The sequence below is a fragment of the Actinomyces polynesiensis genome, from assembly GCF_000820725.1.
Taxonomy (GTDB): domain Bacteria; phylum Actinomycetota; class Actinomycetes; order Actinomycetales; family Actinomycetaceae; genus Pauljensenia; species Pauljensenia polynesiensis.
Genome location: NZ_CCXH01000240.1, coordinates 1 through 4060, shown reverse-complemented (window position 1 = coordinate 4060; position 4060 = coordinate 1). Strand labels below are relative to the sequence as shown.

Sequence of the window (4060 nt, the reverse complement as noted above, 5' to 3'; positions counted from 1 at the left end):
AGGTGGCGGGCGGGGGGCAACCCCGGCCTTGTCGAAGTGACCGGCCAGGGGCTTGGTCACCTTGCGGGGATCGATCTCCCCGAAGCCGAGCTGCACGGCGGAGTAGCCGTCCGTGTCCTCGGTGCGCACCTGCGTCACGACGTTGGTGCCCACCTGCACGACAGTCAGCGGCACGAGGTGCCCTTCGGCGTCCCAGACCTGGGTCATGCCGAGCTTGCGGCCGAGCAGCGCCTTCACGGGCGCCGCCGCCTGCTGCTTGGTGTCAGTTGTCATTGCAGATGTCCTCAGAGCTTGATCTCGATGTTGACGTCCGCGGGGAGGTCGAGACGCATGAGCGAGTCGACGGCCTTCGGCGTCGGGTCGATGATGTCGATGAGCCGCTTGTGGGTGCGCATCTCGAACTGCTCGCGGCTGTCCTTGTACTTGTGGGGCGACCGAATGACGACGAACACGTTCTTCTCGGTCGGCAGCGGCACCGGGCCCACGACCGTGGCACCCGCGCGCTGCACGGTTTCCACAATCCTGCGCGCGGAGCTGTCGATGACCTCGTGGTCATAGGACTTGAGCCGGATGCGGATCTTCTGTCCCGCCATGCCGTCATACCTCTTCTCGTACAGCTTCGTCACCGGTCCCCGCATTCGGGCGTGTCGCTTGCGCGAGGCACACTCTTCCGCGGTTCCCCCCTACTGTCCGGGAGGTGGACCGTTGTCTTGTCCAAAGAACCAGGGCATTTCGCCCGGCCCAGAGAGTTTCTGGATCGGCCCCGCCTGCGCGGGGCAACCGGACCAGTCTGACAGAAACGCACCAGCCACTTCAAGTCGGGAGACCTGAGGACCCGTGTGAATCCGCCGACAGGAGGCGATCCGGCTCCGGGACGTCGGACCCCGGTCCACTGGGACCCTGGCGACGTCCTGGGACCAGCCCCGGGAGCGAAAGGCCCAAGGGTTCTGCCCTTCGACCTTGATGCTCCTGGGGCACCACATCCGCTCCGACGAAACTTCCTGGAAACCAGGAGAACGTTCGACCAGCTTGCAGTGTCCCGCATCCTTCGGTGGGCCACGTGCGCGCCCCATCTCCGGTACCGGGTATCCACCCTACCCCTCACTCGGGCGTGTCGCGAAGCCAGGAGGTTGTGACATGCGGCGGGCGGGGTCGCATTCGCACCATTGACGAGGGCGTCCCGGCCGACCCGACGAGGAACCGTCAGGCAGCGGGCTGGTCTCCGGTGACGTCCGACGCCGAACCGGAACCGGCAGGATCAGCATTGGTGTTCTTCGGCCTCGATGGGTAGCCGGAATGCCAGATGTACGCGCCAACCAGAAGCGTTCCCCCCGCCAGCGCCACGGCCCACCAAGGGAATCCGGGGATGTCCGGGGATGCGCCAGCGGCATCCACGTCCTTCTGCGGAGTCGGCGTGATGCGCTCCCCCGTCACCAGAATGCGCTGGGAGTTGATGCCCAGAGGCGTGCAAGTCACGAGCGTGACCAAGTCCTTACCCTCCACCGGGCGCAGCGACTCGGTCTGGTCGGGGTCCACGACCTGGGTGTCGAAGACCCGGTAGGTGAGGACCTGGTCGAGGACCTCGATGGTGAAGGTGTCGCCGATCATCACCTTGTTGAGGTTGGTGAAGAGGGTGGCGGTGGCCAGGCCGCGATGGCCGGTGAGCACGGAGTGCGTACCTTCACCTCCGACCGGGAGCGACGTGCCCTCCAGATGACCGATGCCCTTCGCCAGAGTCTCATCGGAGGTCCCATGATAGATCGGCAGGTCGACGTCGATCGAGGGGATCCGGATGCGGGCCATGACGCCGGTCGTATCGACCGTGAGGATAGAGTCATAGTCGAGATCCTCATTGCTGGACGAGCCTTCCCCGGTCGGTACCCGGTGGTTCGCCTCCAGCAGGGCGCCCGCAGTGAGCGCGTCGTTGTACTCATGAGCCTCCCTGAGCTGCTCGGAAGCACTCGGATTGAGCCCTTCAGACACCTCTGAAGAGTAGTTGCCGACCAATCGAGACTGGTCGTACTGCGAGAACCAGCTGGCGACAGTCGGATACATGGCAACAACCATTCCCAGCCAGGCTGCGAGCCCGGCCACGAAAGCGAGGATGGGGAAGCGCCAGCCTTTCGCCGTACGGCGTCGCCCGGAGGAAGTCGAGCGGCTCGATGCGTGCCGTGGCGATATGTGGGTTGGCATGTGTTCTTCCCTTGATTTCATGTGTTCCCGTTGACATGGGTGTGGCGGGGAGGAACAAACCTCCCCGCCACACCCACTCTGGTCACTCGAGCCGCTCAGCAGCGTCCATGAGGATCACGGGAACCGGCGTCCCGGCACTCTGCGCAGATCTGACATGGGCGTTGCCGGCGTGGCTCAGTGCTGGTGGCGGCGCTTGCGCGCAACCAGTGCCGTACCACCTGCGAGCAGTAGGAGGGCTCCACCGCCGATCAACGCGAGCAGCTGTCCATCGGCGCCAGTCAGTGGCAGGGACGGATGGCCCTGCTGCGTGTTGGCGATCTGCTGCACCACCACCGAGGCCGCGTCGCCCGCATTGATCACAACCGACCGAACCTGGGGGTCGAGCACGTAACCAGCGGGGGCTTTGCTTTCCTGCAGGTAGTAGGTCTCCGTCTTGTCGGTATCGTTGCCGACCCACAGGACGATACTGCCCTTGCCGTCGGCACCGGTGGTAATAGTGCCGACCGCGTTGGTGGCGTCAATGTCGGAATAGACCGTGAACTCTGCTCCGGCGAGCGTCTTCTCCTTGTCGCCAGCGGCATACTTCAACACCTCGAGCGGGCCCCAGTTGGTGGTCGGGTTCGTTCCGGGGTCACCGGGCTTGCTGGTCGTCTTCCCGCCGTTGTCATTGGTGAACACAGTCGCCTGGTTCGGGATGACACCAGTGCCGAGGGACTCCACCTTCGTGTTCAGCATGATGGTCACGACATCTCCAGCCGTCAACTTCGCAGCACCTGCAACAGTGAACTCGATGGTCACGTCCTGGCCGACGACGGAAAGCTCGTAGTCGGTGTCCAATGTGAAGCCAGCGACGTTCGCCGAGACGAACGACAGTCGCTCGTCAAGCTTGTCCGTGATCTTGAAGGAGGTGATGTCACCCGGCTTGTCGGGTTGGACAGGGGCTGAGATGATCCAGGGAACCGTCGACCCGATCGTCACTCCCCCTGTCGGATCGGCGACCGTCTTCGTCGGCACGTCGGTGCTCACCTGGTTCTTCGGATACACGTGCACGTCATAGAGCCAAGTGCCGTTGGACTGCGGCAGTGGCAAGGTCACGAGGAATGGCACGACCGGAGTGGTGATCGTATTATCGCCGTATCCGGTCTCGGTAACCAGGTACAGTCCTTGCGACAGATCCGTCGTGGCCGAGCCATCATTGCCAGTGGTGACCACGACCGGTGTACCGAAGACATAGCCGTTGACAGCAGTCACGTCACTTGCCGTGGCATCGGAGATGATGTCCCAAGCGGCAGGGTCGGTCACAGCGAGCGACTGGTTGCCCCTGGCAGTCACCGGCGTGATGGTGAACTCAACGCCCGGCAGGAAGTTGCCCAGTTCTGAGGTGTCTTCTATCTCGGTGCCGTCTCCGGCCTCTCCGGTGTCTCCGTCGTACTTGTGGATGGTGAGCGAAGCCTGCTGGTTCGGATCGATGTTGCCCGCGCCAGTGGTGTCATCAGCATTGGCGACGCCAACCACCCCGACGAGACCGAGAGCCGCAACACCCAAGGATGCTGCGAGTCTCCGTCCCACTCTCTGGTGTGTATTCATTGGGTGTGTTCCTTTCATGTGCGCCGCCTTCGCACGGCACGAGTCTGTGTGATGGTCATGGATTCCAAGCTGCGTGTTCTCGCGGCTCGAATCCCCGTTCTGGGTGGGTCGACTTCCTGGTCAGATCACCTGCGCCCGCGAGGACCTCCTCTTGTGGATCCATCCCCCGAATCCGGCGAGGGCGAGTAGTCCACCACCAGCGAGGAGGAATGCGTCCGTCCCAAGACCGCCCGTTAGGGGCAAAGTCGGCGCCTCTTGCTGCTCGTTCTTGAAGGCGCCG

General features: G+C 63.6%; 4 protein-coding genes and 1 pseudogene. All 5 read right to left on the bottom strand.

Annotated elements, in window-relative coordinates; all coding sequences use genetic code 11:
- Window positions 1-273: pseudogene (gene rplC / locus TA90_RS10205) on the bottom strand (50S ribosomal protein L3); the annotation flags it as partial.
- 11 nt (window positions 274-284) lie between these two features.
- Window positions 285-593 (bottom strand): 30S ribosomal protein S10, encoded by a 309-nt coding sequence (rpsJ, locus tag TA90_RS10200; protein WP_043536173.1) that lies wholly within the window; start codon window positions 591-593, stop codon window positions 285-287.
- Window positions 594-1203: 610 nt separating this feature from the next.
- Window positions 1204-2094, bottom strand: coding sequence for a class C sortase (locus tag TA90_RS10195; protein WP_269420019.1), 891 nt, complete (start codon window positions 2092-2094; stop codon window positions 1204-1206).
- A 273-nt stretch (window positions 2095-2367) separates the two neighbouring features.
- Entirely contained in the window at window positions 2368-3780 is a 1413-nt protein-coding gene (locus TA90_RS10190) for a SpaH/EbpB family LPXTG-anchored major pilin (RefSeq protein WP_052450754.1), read from the bottom strand.
- Window positions 3781-3900: 120 nt separating this feature from the next.
- The coding region (locus TA90_RS16045; RefSeq protein ID WP_147513462.1) for an LPXTG cell wall anchor domain-containing protein at window positions 3901-4060 on the bottom strand (160 nt) is incomplete at its 5' end.